The 21,112-nt window shown below is 74.2% G+C and carries 20 protein-coding genes and 1 pseudogene; 16 read left to right on the plus strand and 5 right to left on the minus strand.

The features are described 5' to 3' along the window. The first annotated feature begins 92 nt into the window (after positions 1-92). The gene (gene nth / locus ACIG47_RS17265; protein WP_397432235.1) at positions 93-872 is read left to right on the plus strand and encodes an endonuclease III; all 780 of its coding nucleotides are present in this window, start codon (positions 93-95) and stop codon (positions 870-872) included. On the opposite strand, the gene ACIG47_RS17270 is transcribed toward nth, so the two are convergent. Both ACIG47_RS17270 and ACIG47_RS17275 read right to left on the minus strand, forming a co-directional pair. Continuing rightward, entirely contained in the window at positions 853-1,812 is a 960-nt protein-coding gene (locus tag ACIG47_RS17270; RefSeq protein ID WP_397432236.1) for an alpha/beta fold hydrolase, read from the minus strand. The genes nth and ACIG47_RS17270 overlap by 20 nt on opposite strands. A 235-nt stretch (positions 1,813-2,047) precedes the next feature. Continuing rightward, positions 2,048-2,755: pseudogene (locus ACIG47_RS17275) on the minus strand (winged-helix domain-containing protein); the annotation flags it as partial. 281 nt (positions 2,756-3,036) lie between these two features. Between ACIG47_RS17275 and ACIG47_RS17280 the strand changes: the two are divergent. Next, positions 3,037-3,783 (plus strand): hypothetical protein, encoded by a 747-nt coding sequence (locus ACIG47_RS17280; protein WP_397413280.1) that lies wholly within the window; start codon positions 3,037-3,039, stop codon positions 3,781-3,783. A gap of 50 nt (positions 3,784-3,833) precedes the next feature. On the opposite strand, the gene ACIG47_RS17285 is transcribed toward ACIG47_RS17280, so the two are convergent. Then, positions 3,834-4,439 (minus strand): YceI family protein, encoded by a 606-nt coding sequence (locus ACIG47_RS17285; protein WP_397432237.1) that lies wholly within the window; start codon positions 4,437-4,439, stop codon positions 3,834-3,836. 273 nt (positions 4,440-4,712) lie between these two features. Here ACIG47_RS17285 and ACIG47_RS17290 point away from each other — a divergent pair, with 273 nt between their 5' ends. Next, positions 4,713-5,162, plus strand: coding sequence for a thioredoxin family protein (locus ACIG47_RS17290; RefSeq protein ID WP_397413282.1), 450 nt, complete (start codon positions 4,713-4,715; stop codon positions 5,160-5,162). Beyond that, positions 5,159-5,602 carry a DUF4395 domain-containing protein gene (locus ACIG47_RS17295; protein WP_397413283.1) on the plus strand — a complete coding sequence of 148 codons (444 nt, stop codon included), beginning with the start codon at positions 5,159-5,161 and terminating at the stop codon, positions 5,600-5,602. Before ACIG47_RS17290 ends, ACIG47_RS17295 begins: the two co-directional genes overlap by 4 nt. A 25-nt stretch (positions 5,603-5,627) precedes the next feature. Here the strand turns inward: ACIG47_RS17295 and ACIG47_RS17300 are convergent, their stop codons facing one another. Further along, positions 5,628-5,987: a DsrE family protein gene (locus ACIG47_RS17300; protein ID WP_397413284.1), complete on the minus strand. Its 360-nt coding sequence runs from the start codon at positions 5,985-5,987 to the stop codon at positions 5,628-5,630. 152 nt (positions 5,988-6,139) lie between these two features. Here ACIG47_RS17300 and ACIG47_RS17305 point away from each other — a divergent pair, with 152 nt between their 5' ends. From ACIG47_RS17305 to dtd, 7 genes are all read left to right on the plus strand, one after another. Continuing rightward, positions 6,140-6,760 (plus strand): FABP family protein, encoded by a 621-nt coding sequence (locus ACIG47_RS17305; protein ID WP_397413285.1) that lies wholly within the window; start codon positions 6,140-6,142, stop codon positions 6,758-6,760. A 54-nt stretch (positions 6,761-6,814) separates the two neighbouring features. Further along, complete coding sequence (locus ACIG47_RS17310) at positions 6,815-7,975, plus strand: YgfZ/GcvT domain-containing protein (protein ID WP_397432238.1); 1,161 nt, start codon at positions 6,815-6,817, stop codon at positions 7,973-7,975. Positions 7,976-8,078: 103 nt separating this feature from the next. After that, entirely contained in the window at positions 8,079-9,194 is a 1,116-nt protein-coding gene (locus ACIG47_RS17315; protein ID WP_397413287.1) for an aromatic acid exporter family protein, read from the plus strand. Between the two features lie 52 nt (positions 9,195-9,246). Next, positions 9,247-9,387: a hypothetical protein gene (locus tag ACIG47_RS17320; protein WP_397432239.1), complete on the plus strand. Its 141-nt coding sequence runs from the start codon at positions 9,247-9,249 to the stop codon at positions 9,385-9,387. Between the two features lie 9 nt (positions 9,388-9,396). Next, positions 9,397-9,723, plus strand: coding sequence for a DUF2516 family protein (locus tag ACIG47_RS17325; protein ID WP_397413289.1), 327 nt, complete (start codon positions 9,397-9,399; stop codon positions 9,721-9,723). Between the two features lie 23 nt (positions 9,724-9,746). Further along, entirely contained in the window at positions 9,747-10,808 is a 1,062-nt protein-coding gene (locus ACIG47_RS17330; protein WP_397432311.1) for an asparaginase, read from the plus strand. Then, positions 10,805-11,230, plus strand: a complete 426-nt coding sequence (gene dtd, locus ACIG47_RS17335) for a D-aminoacyl-tRNA deacylase (protein WP_182619549.1) — start codon at positions 10,805-10,807, stop codon at positions 11,228-11,230. Before ACIG47_RS17330 ends, dtd begins: the two co-directional genes overlap by 4 nt. 10 nt (positions 11,231-11,240) lie before the next feature. Here dtd and ACIG47_RS17340 read toward each other — a convergent pair whose 3' ends face one another. Next, positions 11,241-13,445: a LuxR C-terminal-related transcriptional regulator gene (locus ACIG47_RS17340; protein ID WP_397432240.1), complete on the minus strand. Its 2,205-nt coding sequence runs from the start codon at positions 13,443-13,445 to the stop codon at positions 11,241-11,243. Positions 13,446-13,776: 331 nt separating this feature from the next. On the opposite strand from ACIG47_RS17340, the gene ACIG47_RS17345 reads away from it, so the two are divergent. The 5 genes from ACIG47_RS17345 to ACIG47_RS17365 all read left to right on the plus strand — a co-directional run bounded on the left by ACIG47_RS17345 (position 13,777) and on the right by ACIG47_RS17365 (position 21,048). Further along, entirely contained in the window at positions 13,777-15,468 is a 1,692-nt protein-coding gene (locus ACIG47_RS17345; protein WP_397432242.1) for a glycosyl hydrolase family 18 protein, read from the plus strand. 97 nt (positions 15,469-15,565) lie between these two features. After that, positions 15,566-16,105: an RNA polymerase sigma factor gene (locus ACIG47_RS17350; RefSeq protein ID WP_397432243.1), complete on the plus strand. Its 540-nt coding sequence runs from the start codon at positions 15,566-15,568 to the stop codon at positions 16,103-16,105. 67 nt (positions 16,106-16,172) lie between these two features. Next, positions 16,173-17,171, plus strand: a complete 999-nt coding sequence (locus ACIG47_RS17355) for a hypothetical protein (protein ID WP_397432244.1) — start codon at positions 16,173-16,175, stop codon at positions 17,169-17,171. Positions 17,172-17,249: 78 nt separating this feature from the next. After that, positions 17,250-17,693, plus strand: a complete 444-nt coding sequence (locus ACIG47_RS17360) for an OsmC family peroxiredoxin (RefSeq protein WP_397413295.1) — start codon at positions 17,250-17,252, stop codon at positions 17,691-17,693. Between the two features lie 184 nt (positions 17,694-17,877). Next, positions 17,878-21,048: an FAD-binding and (Fe-S)-binding domain-containing protein gene (locus tag ACIG47_RS17365; RefSeq protein ID WP_397432312.1), complete on the plus strand. Its 3,171-nt coding sequence runs from the start codon at positions 17,878-17,880 to the stop codon at positions 21,046-21,048. Positions 21,049-21,112: the final 64 nt, after the last annotated feature.

Genomic DNA, 21,112 nt, shown 5'->3' on the forward strand with positions numbered 1-21,112 from the left:
CGCGTCCTAGGTACACGTGGCCATCCGCCGGGGGCGAGCGCGGCGGCCGATTCCCACCGGACGGTGTCAGTGGCGGTCGCTAGTGTGACGACGTGACCACCACCAGGAACGAGCCCGAGAGCAGGCTGGCGCTCGTGCGCCGGGCCCGGCGCATCAACCGCGTGCTGGGGGAGACCTACCCGGACGCCCGGGCGGAGCTCGACTTCACCACGCCGCTGGAGCTGCTGGTCGCGACCGTGCTCAGCGCCCAGACCACCGACGTCCGGGTCAACCAGACCACGCCGGAGCTCTTCGTCATGTACCCCGACGCCCGGGCGTACGCGGAGGCGAACCCGGAGGAGCTCGAGGAGATCCTGCGCCCGCTCGGCTTCTTCCGGGCCAAGGCGCGGGCCGTGATCGGCCTGGGCAAGGCGCTCGTCGAACGGTTCGACGGCGAGGTCCCCGGCCGCCTGAAGGACCTGGTGACCCTGCCCGGCGTGGGCCGCAAGACGGCGAACGTGGTGCTCGGCAACGCCTTCGGGGTCCCCGGGATCACCGTGGACACCCACTTCGGCAGGCTGGCCCGGCGCCTGGGCTTCACCACGGAGGAGGACCCGGTCAAGGTCGAGGCCGAGGTCGGGGAGCTGTTCCCCAAGAAGGACTGGACCATGCTCAGCCACCACCTCGTGTGGCACGGCCGGCGCGTCTGCCTGGCCCGCACGCCGGCGTGCGGGGCGTGCAGCATCGCGCACCTGTGCCCGTCGTACGGGGCAGGGGAGACCGACCCCGACAAGGCCGCCGCCCTGGTGCGGCCCGCGCCGGAGCGCCCGGCGTCGGCGGGCCTGCCGCTCGTCGTGGCGGCGCCGAAGCGCGCTACACCGGCACAGGGCTGACGCGGGCCAGCCAGTCCAGCAGGATCCCGCTGACCCGGTCCGGCGCCTCCTCGGGGAGAAAGTGGCCGGCGTCCGGGATCAGCTCGAAGCGCAGGTCACGGGCGAAGGCGAGCGCGTCGAGGTCGACCCGCTCGGGGCGGACGAAGCCGTCGCGTCCGCCCTGGAGCTGCAGGGCGGGCACGTCGAGCGGCCGGCGGAGCGCGACACCGAAGCGCCGGCCGTCCATCCGGGGCGTCGACCGCACGGCCCACCGCATCGCCTCGGCGGCCGAGTGGGCGGCGAACGGGATGCGCATGGCGTTCCGGTACCGGTCGACGACGTCGTCCGGCAGCGGTGTGGCCGCGCCGAGCGCGAGCGTGCGCTCCACCAGGTCGCCCCGGGTCAGTGCCCGCTCCGGCAGCGTGGGCACCTGCAGGTACGCCAGCTCGCGGAGGGCCGCCGTGGTGTACGCCGCCCGGCTGCGCAGCCGCACACGGGCGGGGTGGGGGCTCGCCAGCACGGCGACGGCCGACGTCGTGCCGGGGTGCAGGGCGGCCACCGCCCAGGCGAGCGCACCACCCGTGCCGTGGCCCACGACCACCGCCCGCTCACGTCCGAGCGAGCGGATGACGCCGGCGACGTCCGCCGCGCGCGGCGGCATCCCGTAGCCCGACGGCGGCTTGTCCGAGGCGCCCGCGCCGCGCACGTCCATCGCGGCGACGCGGTAGCCGGCATCGGCCAGGGCGGGGATCTGGGCGCGCCAGGCCCACCAGAACTGGGGGTACCCGTGCAGCAGGAGCACCAGGGGCGCCGTGCGGTGGTCCGGCCCGGCGACAGCCACGTGGAACCGGGAGCCGCCGGACGAGACGAACTCGTGCTGCCACGGGCCGTCGACCAGCGCGCACGTGTAGTCGCTGGTGGCTGCCGTGCGTACGGCCGGCCGGGCCGAGAGTGCGGTCACGGGTACGAACCTACGCGCTCGGTCCCCGGTCCGCGCGGCACCCCGGCGCAGGTTCCCGCGGACCATGTGCTCGGCGTCCCGGCGTGTCAGCCGGCCCTCAGGGGCCGGTCTGCGCGACCCGGCGTCCCGTCGAACCCGCGCTCGGGTCGTCCGTGGCTCTCGGGCCGGGGGCCGGGGTGGCGGACGTCGTCCCGGCGCCGGCGTCGGTGCCCGGGACCGCGCCGGCCTCGGGCCGCGCCGGCTCGGCGAGCTCCTCGTTCGCGCGCTGCTCCTTGGGCGGGTCGAAGCGGTAGCCGACGTTGCGCACCGTGCCGATGAGCTGCTCGTGCTCCGGCCCGAGCTTGGCGCGCAGGCGCCGCACGTGGACGTCCACGGTACGGGTGCCGCCGTAGTAGTCGTAGCCCCAGACCTCCTGCAGCAGCTGGGCGCGCGTGAACACGCGGCCGGGGTGCTGCACCAGGTACTTGAGGAGCTCGAACTCCTTGTAGGTGAGGTCGATCGGGCGGCCGCGCAGCCGTGCCGTGTACCCGCCCGCGTCGATCGCGAGCTCGCCCGCGGAGATCTCCTGCTGGGACTCCTCGGCGGGGCCGCGCGCGGAACGCTCCACGACGAGGCGCAGGCGGGCCTCGACCTCGGCGGGCGACGCGGACTCCAGCAGCAGGTCGTCGGCGCCCCACTCGTGGGTCACGACCGTGAGGCCGCCCTCGGTGAGGATCAGCACGAGCGGCACGGTGAGACCCGTCGCGTGCAGCAGCCGGCACGTGGTCCGGGCGGCGACCAGGTCCCGCCGGGCGTCGAGCAGGACGACGTCCGCATCCGGGGCGTCGACCAGCGCCGACGGCTCCATCGGGAGCACCCGCACCCGATGCGACAGCAGCCCCAGTGCGGGCAGTACCTCGGCCGACCCGCCGGTGACGGGCGTGAGGATCAACAGCTCTGCCATTGACGCACCTCCTCTCGGAACCGGCGCCTTGCAACCGTCCCTGGCTCGGGTCCCGCGGGTAGCGAGACGTCCCGTCGCGTCCAACTGGCTCTGCGGAAGTCTGCCCTGTTGCTTGTTGCGTGCATGTTACACGTCCTTTTCCTGGCCACCACCATGCTGGTCAGGACCCGTGACGCTCACATGACGCGGGTGTTGCCGGCCTCCCGCAGGCCCGGTAACTGGCGGCCCGGCGGGTTCGGGCGACCGAAATTGAGGGAACGGGCACAGACTCTGGAAAACTCATGGTCGTGTCCGTCTCCACCCGGGCCGTGACGACCGCCGCGCTCGCGGCCCTCGTCGCCGCCGCGTCCTACGTACAGCCCCGGCCGTTGCCCCTCGCGGCCGCCGTCGTGGTCCTGGTGGTCCTCGTGGCGCTGGGCTGGCCCTCGTTGCTGCGGCTGCCCGCGCCGGGAAGCACCCGCGTGGTCGTGGCGCTCTGCGGCATCGGCGGCGCGGCCGTCACCTACGTGACGCCGGGCGAGCCCGTGCTGCGGCACCTGCCGACGGTGCTGGCCGGTGCGGTCGTGCTCGCGTTCGTGGCGCAGATGCTGCGCCGCGACGGCAGGCCCCAGCTCACGGAGTCCGTCTCGGGCACCGTGGCGGGGGTGGTGGCCGCGATCGCGGCCTCCGGCTGGATCGCGGCCGCCCGGTCGGACGCCGGGGCCGCGCTGGTGGTGACGAGCGCGGTCGCGCTGGCGGTGGCCGCCGCCGTGTCCGCGCTGCCCGTGCGGGGCTGGGTGGCGCTGGCGATCTCCGCCGTCGCCGCCGTGCTCGTGGGTGGCGCCGCCGGGACCCTGCTGCCGAACATCGACACCGTGAGCGGGCTGTGGTGCGGCCTCGTCGCGGGGCTCACCGTCGGGGCGCTGCACCTGCTGCTGGAGCGCCTGCCTGCCCGCGGTGCACGGCTGGCCGGGATCTCGGCGAGCGCGCTGCCCGTGGTGGTGTGCGGGATCCTGGTGTTCGTCGTGGGGCGCATGGTCATCCTGTGAGGTGACCACGGCGCCGTCGGACAGGGCGGGACAGGGTGGGCGCGCCCCGGTCAGGACTGGCGGATCATCTCGCCGGCGATCTCGATCCGGACCTTCTTGGCGACCAGGACGCCGCCGGCCTCCAGGGCGACGTTCCAGAGGAGCCCCCACTCCTCGCGCTCGATCTCGCAGCTCCCGTGGAAGCCGAAGATGTCCTGCCCGTAGGGGTCGTGGCCAACGCCGCCGAACTCGCAGTCGAGCGTGACCGGGCGCGTGACGCCGCGCACGGTGAGCTGGCCGTCCATGAGGAACTTGGTGAACGAGCCGTCGGGCTGCAGCGGGTCGTGGGGGCGACGGCCCACGGTGCCGGCCTTGAGGCGGGCCCAGGAGAAGATCGGGTCGACCTCGGCCTGCATGCGGAAGCCGGTGCTGTGGAACTCGATGGTCGGGTGGTTCTCGACGTCCAGGAAGTCCGCGCTCTTCAGGTGGGTGTCCCGGTCCGCCACATGGGTGTCGATCGATTCCGCCTGGATGGTGCAGGTCACGCGGGACGCCAGCGGGTCCTCTCCGACCTCGACGGTGGCCTCGCCCTCGGCGAACTCACCCCGCACCGGGCTGACCATCATGTGCATGGCGAGGAAGCCGAGCCGCTTGTGGTTCTGGTCGAGTGCGTACACCCCGGCCGCTGGGATGGTAATTCCATTCCAGGTGCGAGTTGGCAAAACTTCCATCGTAGCATTTTCTCCCATATATGCGGATGCATGCACGTTACCACCGCGACGTCAGGGTGTTGGGTGATATTTCGGCACACGAAATCCAGGTGCGGCAGGGGGTCCGGTCAAGGAAAGCACGTGGGCGGGTGCGCGAGAAGACGGATCGACCGCACTGTGACGGGCGTCATCACAGGCGCAGACTTGTCTGGACGAGCAAGTCACGGCATCGTGGGTTAAATGCTGGGACAGGTGATTGCGCTGGTCGTGCTCGTGCTGGGCACCGCGGCGCTCGGAGTGTGGTGGTCGGCACGTCAGGGTGCCGTGCGCGCTCCCCGGGAGACGCCGGCCGGGATCGACTGGGCGGCCTCCGGGATCGCGCTCGAGGACCGCGTGACCTTCGTGCAGTTCTCGGCCGAGGTGTGTGCCGCGTGCCGGTCCACCGCCCGTGTCCTGGGCGGTCTGACCGGGGCGGGTTCCGGCGTCGGCCATCGTGAGGTGCTGGTGGACGACCACCTCGACCTCGTGCGCACCCTCGGCGTGCTCCGCACCCCGACGGTCCTCGTGGTCGACGGCGGAGGCCGCGAGGTGGCCCGGATGAGCGGCGTCGTGTCCGACACCCAGGCCCGGCAGGCGCTCAACCGGGTCCCGGCCGCGGTGGCCGAAGCTGACGGAGAAGGGCAGTCATGACCATGAGCAAGGGAATGATCGACCCGCGCGGGCCGCGCGTGGGGGCCAGCATCACCGCGGTGCTGCTGGCCGCGGTGGTGCTGCTCGGTGCGAGCCCGGCCGGGCTGTGGCTGCTCGTGTTCATCATGCTGAGCTTCCTGCTCGGCACGCTGCGCGGGGCCGAGGGCACGTGGCAGGGCTTCGTCTACAAGCGGTTCGTCCGCCCGCGCCTGGGGCCGCCCGCGGAGATGGAGGACCGGCGCCCGCCGCGGTTCGCGCAGGGCATCGGCCTCTTCGTCACCGCGGTCGGCGTGATCCTCGGCGCGTTCGGGGTGCTTCCCGCCGTGCCGATCGCGGCGGCCGTGGCCTTCGTCGCCGCCGCGCTCAACGCTGTCATCGGCCTGTGCCTGGGCTGCGAGCTCTACCTGCTGATGCGCCGGTCGGGCCTCGTCCGGGCGTGATCCTGGGCTCGGCGCCCGGGCACCGTCAGTAGACGAGCGCCTGGGCGCCGTCACGGAGGATCTCCTCCGTGAACAGGGCGGAGCCCGCGATGCGGACGCCGGGCAGCACGTCGGCCTCGGTGATGTCGCGGCGCGCCGCGCACTGGGTGCAGAGGGTGACGGTACCCGCGGCCAGGATCACGTCCAGCAGGTCGGGCAGCGGCGTCGCGTGATCGAGCGCGAGGTCCGCCGCGCGCCCGGGCAGCGCGAACCAGGCCGACTCCCCGGTGAGCCAGAGGCTCACCTCGGCCCCGGACGCGACCGCGGCGGCGGCGACGGTGAATGCCTGGTTGGTGGCCTCGGGCCGGTCCAGGCCTGCAGTGGTCTTGATCACGAGCTGGCGCATGCCGCCGACTGTAAGCCGTGGCCGGTTAGGATCAAGAACATGTCGATCCATGCCCTCGAGATCATCTTCACCGGCCTCATCGTCGCGGTCGCCGTGGCGGTCGCCTGGTTCGCCGGCTACGTCGTCTACAAGCTGTACACCGGCCAGCGCTGATGACGTTCACGTTCCCGGACGGTCTGTCGCCCGAGGTGTACCCGCTGGCCTGGCTGGTCGGCCGGTGGCGCGGCGAGGGTGTGATCGAGTACCCGACCGTCGGCAAGAAGACCTTCGTGCAGGACCTCGTCTTCGACCACGACGGCGGCCCCTACCTGCGGTTCGAGTCCACGCTGCGCGTGCTCGACGGCGCCGTGCCGGACGCCCTGCCGGCCGACGGCGAGTGGCCGGCCCCCGTGCCGGACCCGACCGAGGCGTCCGAGACCGCCCAGGCCCCCGAGGCGGCCGAGGTCGGCGAGGCGGGCACCGTCTGGTCCACCGAGACCGGCTACTGGCGGGTCTCCACCGACCGGCCGGACGGGATCGAGGACGACAAGCACGCGCTCGAGGTGCTCGTCGCCGACGCCTCCGGGCGCATCACCGTCTATGTCGGCGCCGCGGGCAACGGCCGGATCGACCTGGCGTCGGACGCGATCGCGCGGACGTCGACGGCGGCGGAGGTGCGCGCGTCGAAACGGCTGTACGGCCTGGTGCAGGGCCGGCTGCTGTGGGTCGAGGAGCTCGCCGCGTTCGGGGAGCCGCTGCGCTCCTACGCCTCCGCGGAGCTGGACCGCCAGTAGGTACCCGCGGGCGGGAATGACTCGCCCGCCCACGACGCTGCACCTGAGGTGAGCATGGACAGCACGGACTACCAGAGCCCCCTGTTGAGCCGGCACGGCGCGGTCGCCGCGGCCGGGCCGGACGCGGGCGTCGCCTGGCACTACGGCGACCCGACCGCCGAGCAGCGTGCGCTGTCCCGCGGGGGCGCCGTCGTGGACCAGTCGCACCTCGGCGTCGTGCGCGTCGCCGGCCCGGACCGCCTGAGCTGGCTGCACTCGATCACCTCGCAGCAGCTCGAGGGCCTGCTGCCCCGGACCAGCACCGAGCTGCTCGTCCTGTCGCCGCAGGGCCACGTCGAGCACGCGGCCGGCGTGGTGGACGACGGCGAGGCCACGTGGCTCGTCACCGAGCGTGCGTCGGCGCCGGGCCTGACCGCCTGGCTGGACCGTATGCGGTTCACGCTGCGCGTCGAGGTCGCGGACGTGACCGGCGAGTGGGCGGCGATCGGCGAGCCGGTGGCCGCCGAGGGCGCCGAGGGTGAGCCCCTGACGTGGCACGACGCCTGGCCGCACGTGGTCGGCGGCGGAACGCGCTACGGCCCGGCCGAGACCGCGCACCCTGGCGCGGACCGTCCCTGGCGCCTCGTGCTCGTGCCGCGCGCGGACCTGGAGTCCGAGGTCGCGGCGCGGGAGGCGGCGGGCTGGCCGCTCGTCGGTACCTGGGCCACCGAGGCCCTCCGCGTCGAGGCCTGGCGCCCGCGGCTCGCGCGCGAGGTCGACGGCCGCACCATCCCGCACGAGCTGGACTGGCTGCGCACCGCCGTGCACATCAACAAGGGCTGCTACCGCGGGCAGGAGACCGTCGCACGCGTGCACAACCTGGGCCGGCCGCCGCGCCGCCTCGTGATGCTGCACCTCGACGGGTCGCAGCACCTGCTCCCGGAGCCGGGCGCCGAGGTGCGCCTGCCGGCGTCGGACGGCGGGGCGGGCAAGGTGGTCGGGACGCTCACCTCGATGGCGCGGCACCACGAGCTGGGCCCCATCGGCCTCGCGGTGCTCAAGCGGAACGTCCCGGAGGAGGCGGAGCTGGTGGTCGCCGGCGAGGTCTCCGGCCAGCCGATCGAGGTGACGGCGGCCCAGGAGACGATCGTCCCGGGCGACGGCCTGTCGCCCGACCGCCCGGAGGCGCACGGCCCCCTGACCCCGGGCCTCCGCGCCCCCTCCAGCCTCATCTGACCCCGGCCCCGTTGAGTGCGGGATATTCGCCCTTCTGACACACAGAAAAGGGCGAATATCCCGCACTCAGCTGTTTGCCGGGGGTGAATGGGAGGATGCGTTCGTGAGCAACCTGCCCGGGGCGGCCGACGAGATGTGGGACAAGGCCATGCGCACGCTGATGCTGCGCACCCGCTTGCGGCAGGGCTGGACCCGGGCCCGCGCGAGCCTGATCCCGATCGCGCAGGCGTCGCTCGCCGCGGGCATCGCCTACCTGGTGGCGCGGTACCTGCTCGGGCACGAGCAGCCGTTCTTCGCGCCGGTCGCGGCATGGGTGCTCCTCGGTTTCACCGCGCAGCGGGACGTGCGGCGGGTGTCCGAGATGGCGGTGGGCGTGGCCGTCGGGGTCGCGATCGGTGACCTGATCGTGCACCTCATCGGGTCCGGCTGGTGGCAGCTCAGCCTGGTGCTCTTCCTCTCCGCGGTCGCGGCACGGTTCATCGACCGGGGCGCGCTCCTGGTCACGCAGGCCGGCGTGCAGGCGATCATCGTGGTGGGTCTGCCGTCGGTGTCGGGCGGGCCGCTCGGCCGGTGGACCGACGCCCTGACGGGCGGCGCCGTCGCCCTGCTCGTCGCGCTGCTCACTCCGGGGGACACCCGGCGGCGGCCCCGGGCGCTCGCCGAGCAGGCCGTGACCGAGCTGGCCGAGACCCTGGAGACGCTCGCCCGCGGCCTGCGGTCCCGCGACGTGGACGACGTCGGCGCCGCGCTCGTGCGGGGCCGCGCCTCCGAGCCGGTGCTCGCGGAGTGGCAGGAGGCGGCGCGCGGGGCCCGCGAGCTGGCGCGGATCTCCGTGGGGCGGGTGCATCGCGGCGAGCTGGCGCGCCTGGAGGGCCAGGCGGTGCTCGTGGACCGGACCATGCGTTCGGTGCGGGTCCTGGCCCGCCGCGTGCTGCCGGTGATCCAGGGCGACCACGATGTCGAGCCGGTCGCGGGGCTGGTCGAGGGTTTCGCGACGGGGGTGCGGCAGCTCGCGTCCGACGTCGGCTCCGGCGGCGACGGTTCGCGCGGACGGGAGGCGCTGGCCGCCGTGGCGGCCCGCGTGGACCCGCGGACCGTGGGTGAGGGCGACTGGCAGGTGCAGTCGCTGGTGATGCTCCTGCGCTCGCCCGTGGTGGACGCGCTGGAAGCCGCGGGGGCCACCCCGGGCGAGGCGCGCGAGGCGCTGCCGGAGCTGTAGCTCGACCGTCCACAGGCTGGGGACAACAGGTCGTCGTCATCAGGTGCGGGGTGTGACGGCCGCGGTGTTCCTCGCGGTCGGGTTCGCCGTGAGCCGGCTCTGGGCGCTGCTCGCCGTGCTGCCCGGCCCGGCCGGGCACGTCCGCCCGGGATCGTGCCGTCCGACCAGGGGATCCGTCACCTCCGTGCCGTAGGCTCGTCCCGTGTTCGGAGCACTCCAACAGTTCGTCTTCATCGTGCTGGGCGTCATCGTCTTCGCGGTCCAGGTGGTCGCCCTGGTCGACGCGATCCGTCGCCCTGCCCACGCCTACCGGTCCGAGGGCAAGCTCTCCAAGCCGATCTGGCTCGTGATCCTCGGCGCCGCGGCCGTCTTCGGCCTGCTCGGCCTGCCGCCGAGCTACATCACGGCGGGCTCGTTCCTCAACGTGATCGCCGTGGTCCCGGCCATCGTCTACTGGGCCGACGTGCGGCCGCGCCTCCAGCCGTACGGCACCGGCAACAAGCCGCGCGGCCCGCAGGGCGGATGGTGACCGCCGAGGCGGCCACCGGCCGGATGGCGCCGGCGCCCCGGACCGGTGGCACGGCGTCGGGCAGCGTGCTCGACGACGCCGCACCGCTGGCCGAGGTGATCCGCGGCGACCTCGTCGAGTCGGTGCACCTGGGGCACCTCGTGGTGCTCGACCCGGCGGGGCGGCCCGTGCTCCAGGTCGGCAACCCGACCACGCCGATCTGGCCCCGTTCCTCGCTCAAGCCGGTGCAGCTCCTCGCGATGCTGCGCGCAGGCCTGGAGCTGCCGGACCGTCTGCTGGCGCTCGCGTCCGCGAGCCACAACGGCGAGCGTTTCCACCTGGAGGGCGTGCTGCAGATCCTCGGCTCCGTGGGTCTGGGGATCGACGCGCTGCATAACACGCCCGACCTGCCGCTCCACCCGCTGGCCGCGCTGGAGTGGCACATGGCGCCGCTGGCCGGCGGACCCGGGCCGGCGTCGCTCACGCAGAACTGCTCGGGCAAGCACGCGGCGATGCTCGCGACCTGCCTCGCGCAGGGGTGGGACATCGAGACGTACCTGTCGCCCGAGCACCCGCTGCAGCGCGCCGTGCGCAGCACCGTCCTGGAGACGACGGGCGACGCCGAGGTGGTCATGCGCACCACGGTCGACGGCTGCGGAGCGCCGCTGTTCTCCACGACCCTGCTGGGCCTGGCGCGGGCCTTCTCGGTGCTGGGCGCGGCGCCGACGCAGGACGTCCGCTCGCACGAGGCACGGGTGGCCCGCGCGATCTCCGCGCACCCCGACATGGTGGGCGGCACCGGCCGCGACGTCACGCTCGCCATGCAGGCCGTCCCGGGCCTGGTGGCCAAGGACGGCGCGGAGGGTGTCTATGCCGCGGGGCTGCCCGACGGCTCCGCCCTGGCGTTCAAGGTGCTCGACGGTTCCGCCCGGGCCCGCCCCGTGATCCTCGCCGCGGCGCTGCGGGCGGCGGGCGCGGCGGGCCTGCCCGGCGTCTACCCCGGAGGGCTCGACGCGCTCGGCCGGGTGCCTGTGCTGGGCGGCGGCCGCCCGGTGGGCGAGGTGCGCGCGGTCTTCGCCGGCGCGTACGGGGAGGTGCGGCGATGAGGGCCGTGCTGCAGCGCGTCACCCGCGCGTCGGTGGTGGTCGACGGCGAGGTGGTCGGCGCGATCGACAAGCCCGGCATCCTCGCGCTGGTCGGCGTCACCCACGACGACGGCCCGGCCCAGGTCGAGACCATCGCGCGCAAGATCGCCGACCTGCGGATCCTGCACGACGAGCAGTCGGTGGCCGACGTCGGCGCGCCGGTGCTCGTCGTCAGCCAGTTCACCCTCTACGGCGACGCCCGCAAGGGGCGCCGCCCCACGTGGAACCAGGCGGCGCCGGGGCCGGTCGCCGAACCGCTCGTCGACGCCGTCGTGGCCGCGCTGCGGGAGCGCGGCCTGACGGTCGAGACCGGCCGGTTCGGCGCCGACATGCAGGTGGAGCTGGTCAACGACGGTCCGGTGACCATCCTGCTGGAGGCGTGACGCCGCGGGGTCAGCCCCGCAGCGCCAGCACCGCCAGCTCCGTGCGGGAACGCACCCCGAGCTTGCGGAAGACCCGGCCCAGGTGCACCTCGACCGTGCGCACGGACACGTAGAGGCTCGCGGCCACCTGCCGGTTGGTGCGTCCTTGCACCACCAGCCGCGCCACGTCGAGCTCGCGCTCGGTGAGCAGGCCGTCCCACTGCCCGCACAGCTCCTCCTGCCCGGCGGCCGGAGGGGACTCGCCGGGGATGTCGGCCGGGGGCGGCGCGCCCGGCTCCCGGCGTCCGGCTGCGGCCAGGTCGGCGACCCCGCCGTCCCGGCCCGGCGCCTCGGCGGACGGCCCGCCGGGCCCGCGGCGGGCGACGGGCGCGAGGGGCGGTGCCTTGAGCGTCTGCTCGGCGAGGTGCTCCCAGGCCTTCGCGCCCGATTCCTGGAACAGCTCGTGCGCGCCGAGCAGGTGCGCCGCCGCGTCACCGGGCAGACCGAGGCGGGCGAAGGCACGTGCGGCGACGAGCTCGGTGAGGCCGCGCTCGAACGTGGAGCCCACCCGGAGGGAGGCCTCGACGGCTCGTTCCCGGGCCCGGTTGACGCCCGAGGCGTCCGCGAGGGCGAGCTCCGCGCGGGCCAGGTCCAGCCGGCGTCGGCGCACCGGCCCGCCGGAGATCCCGGCGCCACCCGGCAGGCCGCTCGCCGCGGGGGCGACCCCGGACAGCCCGGGCGTGACGCCGGGGTGCCCGCCTGCCGGGTCGGGTCCGACCGACGGCAGCACGCGCAGGCGCAGCCGCTCGTGCGAGCGCCGGGCCGCCCGGTCCTGCCCGGCGAGGACCAGCAGCTCGACCGGGTCCGGGGTGGGCAGCCACAGTCGTCGCAGGTCGTCGCCGCCGCGTTCGGCGGCGAGTCCCAGCAGGGTGGCCGCCTCGACCCAGCGACCGGCGAACACGGCGGTCTGGGCGCGGTCGCCGAGCGTCGCGGCCCGCACGACGGGGGAGACCTGCCCTGGCACGGACGCCTCCAGCGCCGTGGTCGGCCGCGTCAGGTGGCCCTCCCGGACCAGGTCGAGCCGGCGGGCGAGGGCGATGCCGAGCCCGCCGAACGCGAGGGCCACGGGGAGCCGCTCGACGGCGTCGTCGAGCACGGACGCGGCGCCGGTGATGTCGCCGACGCGCAGCGCCAGGTAGGACTGCGCGACGCGCAGGTGCGCCTCGGCGAGTGGGGTCATGGCCTCGTCCGGGCCGTCGAACCAGCGTCCGGCCTGGCGCGCGGGGGACAGCTCGGCCACCTCCGACAGGATCGCCGCGGCGTCGGCGGGTGCGCCGTCGAGCAGCCGGATGGTCCGGCGGGCGGCGGCGATGGCCGCCCGGTCGGGTCCGGTCGCGTCGTCGGGCAGCACGGCGTCCGGCCGTCCCTCCAGGAGGGCGAGCGCGATGCCGAGGGGGCGGGCGGCGTCGGGGGCGCCCGCGGCGGACGAGTCCGCGTCGGACGGGTGGGTGGCGCGGCGGAGGTGCGCGACGGCGTCGTGCATGTGGCCCGCCCACAGCGCCGCCCGGCCTGCCACGGCGAAGGCGCGGGCGCGGACCCGGCCGGTGCCGTGGCTCGCGGCCTCGCGGGCCACCTCGTGCGCGCGGTGCACGTCGCCGCGGGCGAGGTGCTGCTCGGCGAGCTCGACCAGCCCGTCCGCGAGCAGGGGGTCGCCCGCCAGCGTGCTCAGGGCCGTGTGCCACATGGCGACGAGCGGTTCGTCGGCCCTGCGGTGCACGTCGGCGAGCGCGACGTGGGCGGCGGTGCGGGTGGCGAGATCGGCGTCGTCGTGCACGATCGAGCGGATGCGCGGATGGTGGAACCGGAACCGGCCGCCCACCAGGTGCAGGTGGCGGCCGGCGGGACCGGCCATGAGGGTGTCGATGTCGGTACCCGACGCGGCCAGGAGCACGTCGGTGCGGTCCACCACGGCCACGGAGGCGACGAGCAGCACGCGGCGCGCGTCGTCGTCGAGGCCGAGCGGGCCGACCGCCTCGCGCACGGCGCGCGCGGCGGGGAGCGGGTCCGGCATCAGCGCCGTCCCGAGGAGATGCTCGTCGTCGAGCATCCGGGCCGTCTGGTCCACACATCCAGGTTCGTCACCCACCACCCGGCTGAGCTCGCACGCGACGTGGGGTGCCACGGTGCGGTCACCGAGGGCGAGCGGAAAAGCGACTTGCTGCGGCAGCGCGGTCATCGTCGAGCCTCCCGGATTCGTTCACGGTGCTCGCAAGTATGACCGCCAGAGGTTTCACCCGCATCAACCTGAGCGCACGATTTTTGCTGCGATGTGGCGTCTGACGTGCGATCCTGCCCCGCTGCGTCGCTCGATGTACCTGGTACCGCACGAGGTTGTTCCGGTGTCGAAGGTTTCACCCCGTAACAAGACCGCGCAGTTCGCCGGGTTCCACTACGTAGTCCCACCGTGTGGAATTCCCTTATTTCCCGTTAACGCAGGTTTCCTTACTTTTAACGGAACGTGTCCCACCCGGGAGACCGGACCAGTGCCGGATCAGAGAGGGAAGACGATGGACTCCACGTACGAACCGCCGTCGGGCGTCAGCAGGACGGGCCGACGAATCCTCGCGGGGGTGGCCGCGCTCGCCGTGGTGGCCTCCGCCGCCGTGGGCCTGCGCGTCGCCAGCGCGGCCGAGCCCGACGCCGCCACCGCGGCCGCCGGCACCAGCTCCGCCATCAACGGCTTCCGCAGCGTCGGCTACTTCGCCCAGTGGGGCGTGTACGGGCGCGGCTACCAGGTCAAGCAGATCGACACCTCCGGCGTGGCCGACGAGCTGACCCACATCAACTACGCGTTCGCCAACATCCACCACCAGAACCTCGAGTGCTTCGAGGCCAACAAGGCGCAGGGCGAGGGCCCGAACGGCTCCGACGGCGCGGGCGACGCCTGGGCCGACTACGGCATGGGCTACACGGCCGCCAACTCGGTCTCCGGCACCGCCGACACGTGGGACCAGCCGCTGGCCGGCTCCTTCAACCAGCTCAAGCAGCTCAAGGCCAAGCACCCCGACCTCAAGGTCATGATGTCCATCGGCGGGTGGACCTGGTCCAAGAACTTCTCGCTCGCCGCGGCGACCGAGGCCTCGCGCGAGAAGTTCGTCTCCAGCTGCGTGAACATGTTCATCAAGGGCAACCTGCCCGTCATCGACGGCCGGGGCGGCACCGGCGCCGCAGCCGGCGTCTTCGACGGGTTCGACATCGACTGGGAGTGGCCCGGCTCGCAGAACGGCAACGTGGGCAACCACGTCGACGAGGTCAACGACGCGCGCAACTTCAAGCTCCTGCTCGCCGAGTTCCGTGAGCAGCTCGACGCCGTGGGCGCCCAGACGGGCAAGCACTACGAGCTGTCCGCGTTCCTGCCCGCCAACCCCGCCGACATCGAGGACGGCGGCTGGAACGACCCGGAGATCTTCGAGTCCCTCGACTTCGGCAACGTCCAGGGCTACGACCTGCACGGGGCCTGGGACCCGGCGCTCACCGGCCACCAGGGCAACCTCTACCACGACCCGGCCGACCCGCGGGAGGCCGCGCGCCAGTTCAGCGTGGACCTCGCGGTGCGGGAGTACACCGACGCCGGGATCGACCCGGCACAGCTCGGCCTCGGCCTGGCGATGTACGGGCGCGGCTGGACCGGGGCGTCGTCGTCCGCGGCCTGGGGCACCGCGACCGGGGCGGCCCCCGGCCAGTGGGAGGCGGGGATCAACGACTACGACGTGATCAAGAACGTCGGCACCGGGTACTACGACGCGAACCTGGGCGCGGCCTGGCGCCACGACGGCAGCACGTGGTGGTCGTACGACAACAACCAGTCGGTGACCAAGAAGGCCGAGTACATCCGGTCGCAGGGCCTGGGCGGGGCCATGTGGTGGGACCTGTCGGGTGACCGGTCCGGTGCGCTGACCGGTGCGCTGTGGAACGTGCTCGGCTCCGGCACGCCGGGCCCCGTCGAGGACGGCGGCTCGACCGACCCGAGCGACCCGCCCACGGACCCGAGCGACCCACCGACCGATCCGAGCGACCCGCCGACCGATCCGCCGGGTGATGCCTGCGCCTCGGCCGCCTGGAGCTCGTCGGCGGTCTACGTGGGCGGCAACACCGTCTCGTACGCCGGCCACGAGTGGCGCGCCAAGTGGTGGACCCAGGGTGAGACCCCCGGCACCACGGGCGAATGGGGCGTGTGGCAGGACCTGGGCGCCTGCTGACCCGACCCGCGGCAACGTGCCAGACCCTCAGGTCACCTTCCGGGACCTGAGGGTCTGGCACGTGCAAGGAGGGCCGCGTCCACGACAGAGTAGGGGCGTGGACGACAGCCCCGGCCGCCCGCACGACCGGCCCGCGCACGACGAGGCCTGGTTCAGCGCGCTCTTCGACGCGCACTCGCGTGCGCTCTACTCCTACTTCGTGCGCAGGCTGCCCGACGGTGGCCGCGCCTCCGACGCCGAGGACCTCGCCGCCGAGGTGCTCGCCACCGCATGGCGCCGCCGCGACGACGTGCCGGACGGCGCCGAGCTGCCGTGGCTGTACCGCACCGCCGGCTACGTGCTGGCCAACCACCGGCGCAAGATGCGGGCCCTGCCGGTCGCCGTCGTCCCGGACGAGCCGGACGACGTGGACCCGGCCCTGCTGGCCACGTCCGACGACGCCGTGCGCAGCGTGCTGGCCCGCCTCTCCGCGCGCGACCGGCGCATCCTGCTGCTGGTCGCCTGGGACGGCCTGTCGGGGGACGACCTCGCCCAGGTGCTCGGCGTCTCGCGTGGGGGCGCCGATGCCGCGCTCTCCCGTGCCCGGGCCCGTCTGCGCGACGCGTGGGACGCCCACGAGCAAGCGGTGGACGCATGAGCACATGTACGGGGTGGGTCGGCGAGCGGGCACGGTGTGCGACCGGGCCAGGTACGGAGGGACGGCGATGAACGAGCACGAGCGGCCGGAGGACCCGGCGTTCGACCGCCTGACGGCGGCGGATCCCGCGCGGAACGCGCCGGGACCGGTCGAGGGCGTCCTCCGGGCCAAGGTCGACGCGCTGATCGCCGCCTCGGGCGAGCGGCCGGTCACGGCCTCGCGGCGGCCGGACGGCGACGACACGGCGGGTGGTCGCGCGGCCGCGGCGGGGCGGGACGAGGACGGCCCGGACGGTTCCGGCCGCGGCAGCTCCGGTCCTGGCAGCTACGGGCACGGCAGCTCCGGGCACGGTGGCTCCGACCGCGGACGCCCTGAGGGCGGTCGCACGGTGGACGAGCTCGCCGTGCGGCGGCACCGCCGCCGGACGCCGTGGCTCGTGGCGGCCGCGGTGGCCGGTGTCGTCGTGGTGGGCGGCGGCGGGTACCTGGCCGGTGAGTCGGGGCTCGGTGCCGGGCCGGCCGCGGACACCGCTGCCGCGCCCGCGTCCGAGAGCAGCGTCGAGGACGGCACCGCGACGGGCGACGAGCCGCCGTCGGTCCTCGGGATGCCCGAGCGCGCCACGTCGCAGGAGGTGGAGCCCCTGGACGCGGGCGGCGAGCTCCCCACGGCGGCCGGCATCGTGTTCCACGCGGGTGCCGGGCTGTCCCGGGCGCCCGGCTCCGGCGAGGTGCGGGTCGCCGACACGGGGCAGGGGCTCGGCACGTACCCGGTGATCAGCGAGGTGGCGGCGGTCGAGCGGCTCGGCGACCCGCGGTTCGCCGGGTCGGTGCTGGGGCAGCGGCCGGAGCGGACGGCCGGGTCCTCGGGCGGTGTGCCGGCGCCGGGTGGTGCGATCGCGTGGCCTGTCGAGGACGTGACCATCGTGGCGGCGACCCGCACCGAGGTGCGGTACGCCCTGCCCGACGGCACGGTGCTGGTGGTGCCCGCCTACCACCTCGCCGACGCCACGGGTTCGGGCTGGACCGTGATGGCCGTGGACGAGGAGCTGCTCGACCTCACGCCGTGACGCGACTGCCGTGCGGGCGTCGTAGGGTCGGGCGGGCAGGGACCCATCCGGTCACACCGCGATCTTCAAGGAGCGAACATGCCAGCACGTACCGCCCGCACCGCCTGGAACGGCACCTTCCAGGAGGGGTCGGGCCAGGTCGAGCTCTCGTCGTCGGGCGTGGGCACGTACGACGTGTCCTTCCCGGCGCGCGCCGCCGACGAGGCGAACGGCGTCACCAGCCCCGAGGAGCTGCTCGCCGCCTCGCACTCGTCGTGCTTCACGATGGCCTTCACGAACGAGCTGGGCCAGGCCGGCGCCACGCCGGAACAGATCGAGGTCACCGCCGAGGTGACGCTCGGCCCGGACCCGGCCGGCGGGCTCTACATCAGCCGGAGCGCGCTGACCGTGCGCGGCTACGCGTCGGGCATCGACGAGGCGGGCTTCAAGGCCGCCGCCGAGGCCGCGAAGGTCGGGTGCCCCATCTCGAAGGCGCTGACGGGCGTGGGCCAGATCACGCTGGACGTCACGTACGAGGGCTGACCCTCGTACGCGCCGTCGCTGGGTGCGGGATATTTGCGGGTTTCCTGCCCAAGGGCCCGCAAATATCCCGCACTCAGCGACAGCGGGGCTGCTGGAGTGTGGATGGTTGCCGGGAATCCGGGGCGTGTGGTGCGAGAATCGCGAGGTGCCATCGCAGACCCCCGACGCCCGAGCCCGGAACGGCATGAACCACGAGAACCGAGCGCGCGGACACCAGGGCGCTCGCGCCCAGGGATCCGGTGACGTGCCCGACAGCAACCACACGGCCGACGCCGCGGACGCGGCGCGCGCGGCACGCGAGGAGGCGGAGGCGCGGGCGGCCCAGGAGAGCGAACGCCGGCGGGCCGAGAGCGAGGAGCGGCGCAGGGCCGCGCTCCGCGAGGCGGACCACGCCGCCGAGGCCGCGCGCCAGGCGGTCGCCGACGCGCTGCGCACGGCGGTGGGCGGCGCGGTCGACATCAGCACACGGCGGCGCGCCGAGTACTCCACGGACGCGTCCAACTACCGCGTGGTCCCCGAGGGGGTCCTGTTCCCGGAGAGCACCGACGACGTCGTCGCCGCGCTCGGGGTGCTGCGCGAGCTCGGCGTGCCGATCACGGCGCGCGGTGCGGGCACGTCGGTCGCCGGTAACTCGGTGGGCCCCGGCGTCGTGCTCGACCTGGGGCGGCACCTGAACAAGGTGCTGAGCGTGGACCCGGAGCGCCGCACGGCGCGGGTCCAGCCGGGCACCGTCATGTCCACGCTCCAGGCGGAGGCGAAGCCGCACGGCCTGCGGTTCGGCCCCGACCCGAGCACGCAGAACCGCGCGACGCTCGGCGGCATGATCGGCAACAACGCGTGCGGGCCGCACGCCGTCGCCTACGGCCGCACGGCGGACAACGTCGTCTCGCTCGACGTGGTCGACGGCCACGGCCGCCGGTTCACCGCGGGCTCGGGCGACCCCGACTTCACCGCCGTGCCGGGGCTGAAGGAGCTGGTCCGGGAGAACCTCGCGCTGATCCGCACCGAGTTCGGCCGGTTCGGGCGCCAGGTCTCGGGCTACTCGCTGGAGCACCTGCTGCCCGAGAACGGCTCGAACCTGGCCCGCGCGCTCGTGGGCACCGAGGGCACCCTGGTCACCGTCCTGGAGGCGGAGCTCGACCTGGTCGAGACCCCGGGCGCCCCCACGCTCGTCGTGCTCGGCTACCCCGACATGGCCACGGCCGCCGACGACGTGCCCCGGCTCCTGGACCACAAGCCGCTCGCCATCGAGGGGCTGGACGCACGCCTGGTCGACGTCGTGCGGCGGGCCAAGGGTGCGACGTCGGTGCCGCCCCTGCCGGGTGCCGACGTCGACGGCGTGTCGGGCTGGCTGATGATCGAGGTCGGCGGCTCGTCGCAGGCCGAGGCCCTGGGGCGGGCGGACGCGATCGTCGCGGCGGCCTCGGCCCTGGACTCCCTGGTGCTGCCCGCCGGGCCCGATGCCACGAAGATGTGGCAGATCCGGGCCGACGGCGCCGGTCTGGCCGGCCGCACGCCCGCCGGGGAGCAGGCGTGGCCCGGCTGGGAGGACTCCGCGGTGCCGCCCGAGAAGCTGGGCCCGTACCTGCGTGACCTCCAGGCCCTCATGGACCGGTACGGCGTGGACGGGCTGCCGTACGGGCACTTCGGCGACGGTTGCGTGCACCTGCGGATCGACATCCCGCTGGAGACGTCGGGGTCGGTGCTGCGCACCTTCATGATGGAGGCGGCCGAGCTCGTGGCGCGCTACGGCGGGTCGCTGTCCGGCGAGCACGGGGACGGCCGCGCCCGGTCCGAGCTGCTGCCGCTCATCTACTCGCCCGAGGCGATCGCCCTGATGGAGCGGTTCAAGGCGCTGTTCGACCCGAAGGACCTGCTCAACCCGGGTGTGGTCGTGCGGCCGCGGGCCGTGGACGACGACCTGCGCCGGCCCGCCGCGGCCGCCGTGCGCACCAAGCTTCCGCTGGTCGGCAAGGGCGCAGGGCACGGCGTGCGGCGCAAGGCCGGGTACGAGGGGTTCTCGTTCGCGCACGACCACAACGACCTCACCACGGCGGTGCACCGCTGCGTCGGCGTGGGCAAGTGCCGGGCGGACACGTCGGCGTCGGGCGGCTTCATGTGCCCGAGCTACCAGGCCACCAAGGACGAGAAGGACGTCACGCGCGGGCGCGCCCGGGTGCTGCAGGAGGCGGTGAACGGCACGCTCGTGGGCGGGCTGTCGGCCCCCGAGGTGCGCGAGTCGCTGGACCTGTGCCTGTCCTGCAAGGCGTGCTCCAGCGACTGCCCGGCGGGCGTCGACATGGCGCAGTACAAGTCCGAGGTGCTGTACCGGACCTACCGGGGCAAGCTGCGGCCCGTCGACCACTACGCCCTGGGCTGGCTGCCGCGCTGGGCCCGCCTCGCGGGCGCCGTCCCCGAGCTGGTCAACCGCCTGCTGGGCGTGAAGTGGATCGGCAAGACGGTGCTGTGGGCGGGCGGCATGGACACGCGCCGGTCGATGCCGAAGTTCGCCGAGGTGCCGTTCCGGCAGTGGTGGGCCCGCGGCGGCGCGACGCACGGCGTGCCCGGGCTGCGGGTGATCGCCGAGGAGGGTCTCGGCCTGCCCGGGCGTGAGGGCGCGACCGCTGCCCGGCTCGCCACCAAGCCCAAGGTCGTGCTGTGGACGGACTCCTTCAGCGACGCCCTGTCGCCCACCGTGCCGCAGGCGGCGCTCAAGGTGCTCACCGCAGCCGGGTTCGACGTCATCGTGCCCGACGAGCAGGCCTGCTGCGGCCTGACCTGGATCTCCACGGGCCAACTCGACGGGGCCCGGCGTCGCCTGCTCAAGCTCCTCGAGGTGCTCGGGCCGTACGCGGTCAACGGCATCCCGATCATGGGCCTGGAGCCGTCCTGCACGGCGGTGCTGCGCTCCGACCTGCTCGACCTGTTCCCCGACGACCCGCGCGCGCAGGCCGTGGCCCGCATGACGCGGACGGCGGCCGAGCTGCTGACCTCCGACGACACGCCGCCCGAGTGGGTCATGCCGTCGCTCGCCGACGTCAGCGCCGTGGTGCAGCCGCACTGCCACCAGCACTCCGTGATGGGGTACGAGGCCGACCAGGCGCTGCTGGAGAAGGGTGGTGCGCAGATCGAGGTGCTGGCGGGCTGCTGCGGCCTGGCCGGGAACTTCGGCATGCAGAAGGGGCACTACGAGACGTCGGTGGCCGTGGCGGAGAACGCGCTGCTGCCGGCCCTCCGGAACGCCGCACCGGGTACCACCTACCTGGCCGACGGCTTCTCGTGCCGCACCCAGGCGCTGGACCTGATGGGCGTCGAGGGCAAGTCCCTGCTGGAGGTCATCGCGGACCGGCTGTAGGCGGAGACGGGTTCCGCCGCAGGTCGGAGGCATCTCCACCGGCCGGGTGATCCGGGTGCCGGCG

The organism is Promicromonospora sp. NPDC052451, assembly GCF_044547525.1.
Classification (GTDB): Bacteria; Actinomycetota; Actinomycetes; order Actinomycetales; family Cellulomonadaceae; genus Promicromonospora.

Coding starts and splice junctions, on each gene's coding strand:
- ACIG47_RS17295 (WP_397413283.1), top strand. CDS start 5,159: ATGACCATGAGCAAGGGAATGATCGACCCGCGCGGGCCGCGCGTGGGG.
- ACIG47_RS17330 (WP_397432311.1), top strand. CDS start 9,747: ATGGCGCCGGCGCCCCGGACCGGTGGCACGGCGTCGGGCAGCGTGCTC.
- ACIG47_RS17365 (WP_397432312.1), top strand. CDS start 17,878: ATGAACCACGAGAACCGAGCGCGCGGACACCAGGGCGCTCGCGCCCAG.
- ACIG47_RS17340 (WP_397432240.1), bottom strand. CDS start 13,445: ATGACCGCGCTGCCGCAGCAAGTCGCTTTTCCGCTCGCCCTCGGTGAC.
- ACIG47_RS17360 (WP_397413295.1), top strand. CDS start 17,250: ATGCCAGCACGTACCGCCCGCACCGCCTGGAACGGCACCTTCCAGGAG.
- ACIG47_RS17305 (WP_397413285.1), top strand. CDS start 6,140: ATGACGTTCACGTTCCCGGACGGTCTGTCGCCCGAGGTGTACCCGCTG.
- ACIG47_RS17345 (WP_397432242.1), top strand. CDS start 13,777: ATGGACTCCACGTACGAACCGCCGTCGGGCGTCAGCAGGACGGGCCGA.
- ACIG47_RS17300 (WP_397413284.1), bottom strand. CDS start 5,987: ATGCGCCAGCTCGTGATCAAGACCACTGCAGGCCTGGACCGGCCCGAG.
- dtd (WP_182619549.1), top strand. CDS start 10,805: ATGAGGGCCGTGCTGCAGCGCGTCACCCGCGCGTCGGTGGTGGTCGAC.
- ACIG47_RS17290 (WP_397413282.1), top strand. CDS start 4,713: ATGCTGGGACAGGTGATTGCGCTGGTCGTGCTCGTGCTGGGCACCGCG.
- ACIG47_RS17310 (WP_397432238.1), top strand. CDS start 6,815: ATGGACAGCACGGACTACCAGAGCCCCCTGTTGAGCCGGCACGGCGCG.
- ACIG47_RS17355 (WP_397432244.1), top strand. CDS start 16,173: ATGAACGAGCACGAGCGGCCGGAGGACCCGGCGTTCGACCGCCTGACG.
- ACIG47_RS17280 (WP_397413280.1), top strand. CDS start 3,037: ATGGTCGTGTCCGTCTCCACCCGGGCCGTGACGACCGCCGCGCTCGCG.